Origin of the sequence: Streptomyces kebangsaanensis (assembly GCF_001906585.1) — a bacterium.
Taxonomy (GTDB): domain Bacteria; phylum Actinomycetota; class Actinomycetes; order Streptomycetales; family Streptomycetaceae; genus Streptomyces; species Streptomyces kebangsaanensis.
Window position 1 is genome coordinate 603 of record NZ_JUJA01000005.1, and the last position, 5,090, is coordinate 5,692.

Consider the following 5,090-nt stretch of genomic DNA (forward strand, 5'->3'; position numbering starts at 1 on the left):
AATCGGCGGGTACGGCCACGCGTCGCGCACATGCGGTGCCGCTGCGCGCACAATCACCCGGCTATTTGCCGAAGCTCGCTCTTTATGACCGTTTTATCCGGGGCTCATGAGCTCCCGCACCACCGGATCGGAGTGTTTGGAAGAGTCCATGCTGACGTGCTGGAATGCCTGAACTGCCCAATGGTCAAAGACGTACTCAGCAGTACTGGTCGTCTATGGCGGACAGGATTCTGAGACACTGCGGCACAACGTAGGTGCCGACCGCCGAGAGGTTGTTGGTCGAGTGAGGCGAAGCAAGAACGGTCCCGAGCCGTCGGCGCGGGGCAACTTCACCCCGCCGCCGCGCGGTGCGGCGCCCGCACATGTGCCCGGCTCGGAGCCGACGGCCACTCCTGCCCCGAGCGGCGGCCGTCTCTCCCCGCGCAACTGGCGGGTGCCGACCCGGCTGAACGCGATCCTGCTCATACCCGTGCTGGTCGGCCTCGTGATGGGCGGCTTCCAGGTCAAGGGCTCGATCGACACCTGGCAGGAGGCCGAGGACGCCGAGAAGGTGGCCCTCCTGGTACGGGCCGCCGAGGACTACGGCCAGTCCCTCCTCAACGAGCGCGACCTGACCGCCGCCGACCTGCTGCGGGGCAAGGGTGAGACGAAGCAGGTCAAGGAGTTGCGGGCGGCCACCGACGCGGCCAAGGAGGAGTTCGACCGCGTCGCGCAGGACCTGCCGCACACCGCGGCCCTGGACCGCCGGATGAACCTCTTCCGTTCCAACGAGACCGCCCTCCCGCAGCTGCGCCAGGCCGCCTACACGGCCGCCATGGACCCGGTGAAGACCGAAGAGGGCTACGTCGCCGTCCAGCACTCCCTGATGGAGTTCGCCAACGAGCTGGGCCTGGGCACCGGCAACGTCACCAGCTACGGCCGCACGGCCTACGCCGTCTCCCTGGCCAAGGCGGCCGCCTCGCTGCAGCGCTCCATCGGCGTCCACATGCTGGTGCGCCCCAGCCAGAAGCCGGAAGTCGCCCAGCAGCAGCGCGTCTCCCTCGTGTCGTACCGCTACCTCGAGGGCATCGCGATCAACGAGTTCGTCTCCGGTGCCACCGAGGACGACGTGAACCGCCTCGACGACATCATGGCCAAGCAGCGCCAGGCCATCGGTGACAAGGGCGCCGCGGTCGGCGCCGGTCAGAGCTCCTCCACCCAGGGCGGCGCCTACACGGCGATGCCGGCCGCCGACAGCATGCTCCAGGGCGTCGCCTCCGGCGTCCTGTCCGCCGAGGAGCTGGCCGCGAAGGGCGTCACCCTCGAGTCCTGGCTGGGCGCCTACACCGCGAAGTTCGACGGTTACCGCGAGGTCGAGACCGGGCTCGTCGACAAGGCCGTGGAAGAGGCCCAGGACGTCGCCGACGCCGCCAAGCGCGACGCCCTCATCACCGGTGCCGTCGTCGTCGTGGCCCTGCTCGCCGCGTTCATCCTGGCCGGCATGGTGGCCCGCCAGATGAGCCGCTCCATGCGCAAGCTGCGCCACGCCGCCTTCGGCATCGCCGAGCAGCGCCTGCCGATGCTGGTCGACCAGCTCTCGCGCACCGACCCCGGCCGGGTCGACACCCGGGTGGCACCGATCCCGATCACCTCGACCGACGAGATCGGCGAAGTCGCCCGCGCGTTCGACCAGGTCCACCGCGAGGCCGTCCGGCTCGCCTCCGAACAGGCCCTGCTGCGGGGCAACATCAACGCGATCTTCACCAACCTCTCGCGCCGCAACCAGTCGCTGATCGAGGGCCAGCTGACCCTGCTCACCGACCTGGAGAACAACGAGGCCGACCCGGACCAGCTGGAGAACCTCTTCCGCCTGGACCACCTGGCGACCCGTATGCGGCGCAACGGCGAGAACCTCCTCGTCCTCGCCGGCGAGGAGCCCGGCCGCCGCTGGGACCAGCCGGTCCCGCTGGTCGACGTGGTGCGCGCCGCCGCCTCCGAGGTGGAGCAGTACGAGCGCATCGAGCTGTCCGGGGTCCCCGAGGCCGAGATCCACGGCCGCGCCGTGACCGACCTCGTGCACCTGCTGGCCGAGCTCCTGGAGAACGCCACCACGTTCTCCTCCCCGCAGACCAAGGTCCGCGTCACCGCGACCCGTCTCCCCGACGGCCGCGTGATGATCGAGATCCACGACAAGGGCATCGGCCTGACCGCCGAGGACTTCGCGGACATCAACCACAAGCTGGCCAACCCGCCCACCGTGGACGTGGCGATCTCCCAGCGCATGGGCCTGTTCGTGGTCGGCCGCCTCGCCGACCGGCACGGCGTCCGCGTCCAGCTGCGCCCCTCCGGCGAGCAGGCCGGCACCACCTCGCTGGTCATGCTGCCGGACGCGATCACCCACGGCGGTGGCGGCGAGCAGGCGCTGGACCAGAACGAGTTCACCGTCTCGCAGATCATCCCGGAGCAGCAGTTCCAGGGCGAGGACTTCGGCTCCCCGGAGCCGATGCGCACCGCCGCGGAGCTCGGCTTCGACGACAGCCAGTACGAGGTCCCGGACGACATCCGGGGGCTGGACCCCGTCAACCGCTCGCTCCAGCGCAAGGAGCGCCGTGCCGCCCTGGAGGCGCAGACGCACGGCCCGCAGCAGGGCCCGGAGACGGACGAGCGGGCCGCCGCCTACCCCAACGAGCACACGGGACAGCAGCCGGCGGCGTACGACACCGGCCGGATGCCTTACCCTGAGCAGGGCGGATACGACCAGCAGGCGCCGTACGAGGAGCAGCAGCAGGCTGCGTACGGCGAGGCAGGACAGGCGGAGCGGGCAGGACAGCCGTCGTACGACGAGGCGTACTACGCGCCGAACGGCGGCCTGCCGGACAACGACTCCTACCCGGCCGGCGGCGGTTACCCCGACCCCGCCCGTGCGGAGCCCGGACAGCAGGAGCACGCGTCGGCCCACGCCGCGGCGCCGGAGCCGTACGCCGGCTTCCAGGAGCCGTCCTACCAGGACGACTGGCCCCAGCAGGACGGCTACCGGAACGGCTATCCGGACCAGTACGCTCCGGAAACGGAAGCCGCGCAGGCCGCTGACGGGAACGAGGCGGACCACGTAGGCTTCGAGCGTCCGGGACCGGCCGCCTCCGCCGCCCACCAGCTGACCGATGCCGGGCTGCCCCGCCGCGGATCCACCGCGAGCGGTTCGAACGGCGCGCGGCCCGCGAACCAGGAAGCGCCGCCCCGTACTCCGGAGAGCGGCGGCGACAGCGACTGGCGTTCGGCGAACGACGAGCGCTGGCAGCAGGCCTCGCAACTCCGTAAGCCCAAGGCGGGCGGAGTGACCTCCTCCGGCCTGCCGCGGCGGGTGCCCAAGGCCAACCTGGTCCAGGGCACCGCGGAATCGACCCCGCAGGGCGGCCCACAGGTCTCCCGCGCCCCCGAGGACGTCCGGGGCAGGTTGAGCAACCTGCGCCGGGGCGTCGAGCGGGGACGCAGCGCAGGAAGTGAAAAGAACGGCCAGGGCTTCGGTCCTGACAGCACCTACAACCAGGAGCGTTAGTGTGAGCCCGATGAGCCAGGCGGCGCAGAACCTGAACTGGTTGATCACCAACTTCGTGGACAACACCCCCGGGGTGTCCCACACCGTCGTGGTGTCGGCCGACGGACTGCTTCTGGCGATGTCCGAAGGGTTCCCGCGCGACCGCGCCGACCAGCTCGCGGCCGTCGCCTCCGGTCTGACCTCGCTGACCGCCGGTGCCTCGCGCATCTTCGAGGGCGGCAGCGTGAACCAGACGGTTGTGGAGATGGAGCGGGGATTCCTCTTCATCATGTCCATCTCCGACGGTTCGTCCCTCGCGGTCCTCGCACACCCCGAGGCGGACATCGGACTCATTGGGTACGAGATGGCGCTCCTGGTCGACCGGGCCGGCACGGTCCTGACCCCGGACCTCCGCGCGGAACTCCAGGGAAGCCTTCTCAACTAACAGACAGACGGTGTGTCTTGGCGTCCCGGGGCCGTAAGGTTTCGGGACGCGGCTCCCCAGGACCATGGGGTGCCCGGCACAGTCGGAGGAGGAGAGAAAGTGGCAACACCCTCAGGTGGTTCGCCTTCGGGCGACTGGTCGTACGGTCCCGCACAGGGCCAGGGCGACGGATCGGTGAACCCATACTTCCCCCCCTCTCCACACCACCGGCAGCCGTATGCGCCACAGGGCCCCGGCCCGTCGCCGTACGACCAGCCGCCGGCCCGGCGGATCCAGCCGGTGCAGCCGCAGCGACACACCCCTGAGCCGGCGCCCGCCGGGGCGTCGAACAACCCCCTGGTCCGCCCGTACGCCATGACGGGCGGACGTACCAGGCCGCGGTACCAGCTCGCCATCGAGGCACTGGTGCACACCACCGCGCAGCCGCACCAGATGCAGGGCCAGCTGCCCGAACATCAGCGGATCTGCCACTTGTGCCGCGAGATCAAGTCGGTGGCCGAGATCTCGGCCCTGCTGTCGATCCCGCTCGGCGTGGCCAGGATTCTCGTCGCCGACTTGGCGGAGGCGGGCCTGGTCGCCATCCATCAGCCCGGCGGCGACGAGAACGCCGGTGGCCAGCCAGACGTGACATTGCTCGAAAGGGTGCTCAGTGGACTTCGCAAGCTCTAGCGGCGGTCCTTCCCGCTCCACCACCTCCGCCAAGATCGTGGTGGCGGGCGGCTTCGGCGTGGGCAAGACCACGTTCGTAGGCGCCGTCTCGGAGATCAACCCGCTGCGCACGGAGGCCGTCATGACGTCCGCTTCGGCGGGCATCGACGACCTCACCCACACCGGGGACAAGACCACCACCACGGTGGCCATGGACTTCGGCCGCATCACGCTCGACCAGGACCTGATCCTCTACCTGTTCGGCACGCCCGGCCAGGACCGGTTCTGGTTCATGTGGGACGACCTGGTCCGCGGCGCCATCGGCGCCATCGTCCTGGTCGACACCCGGCGCCTGGCCGACTGCTTCCCGGCGGTCGACTACTTCGAGAACAGCGGCCTGCCGTTCGTCATCGCCCTCAACGGCTTCGACGGCCAGCAGCCGTACAACCCGGACGAGGTCCGCGAGGCCCTGCAGATCGGTCC

General features: G+C 70.2%; 4 protein-coding genes. All 4 read left to right on the forward strand.

Annotation, left to right across the window (positions count from 1 at the left end):
* The first annotated feature begins 283 nt into the window (after positions 1–283).
* Positions 284–3,535, forward strand: a complete 3,252-nt coding sequence (locus tag RH94_RS00075; RefSeq protein ID WP_073945632.1) for a sensor histidine kinase — start codon at positions 284–286, stop codon at positions 3,533–3,535.
* A 10-nt stretch (positions 3,536–3,545) separates the two neighbouring features.
* Positions 3,546–3,959: a roadblock/LC7 domain-containing protein gene (locus tag RH94_RS00080; RefSeq protein ID WP_004983065.1), complete on the forward strand. Its 414-nt coding sequence runs from the start codon at positions 3,546–3,548 to the stop codon at positions 3,957–3,959.
* A gap of 99 nt (positions 3,960–4,058) precedes the next feature.
* Positions 4,059–4,628, forward strand: coding sequence for a DUF742 domain-containing protein (locus tag RH94_RS00085; RefSeq protein WP_073945633.1), 570 nt, complete (start codon positions 4,059–4,061; stop codon positions 4,626–4,628).
* Positions 4,609–5,090, forward strand: a 482-nt coding sequence (locus RH94_RS00090) for a GTP-binding protein (protein ID WP_073945634.1), incomplete at its 3' end; no start/stop codon positions are given. The genes RH94_RS00085 and RH94_RS00090, both read left to right, overlap by 20 nt.

What these genes read in the sequence shown, in the direction of transcription:
- RH94_RS00080 (WP_004983065.1), top strand. Translation starts at nt 3,546, where the DNA reads ATGAGCCAGGCGGCGCAGAACCTGAACTGGTTGATCACCAACTTCGTG.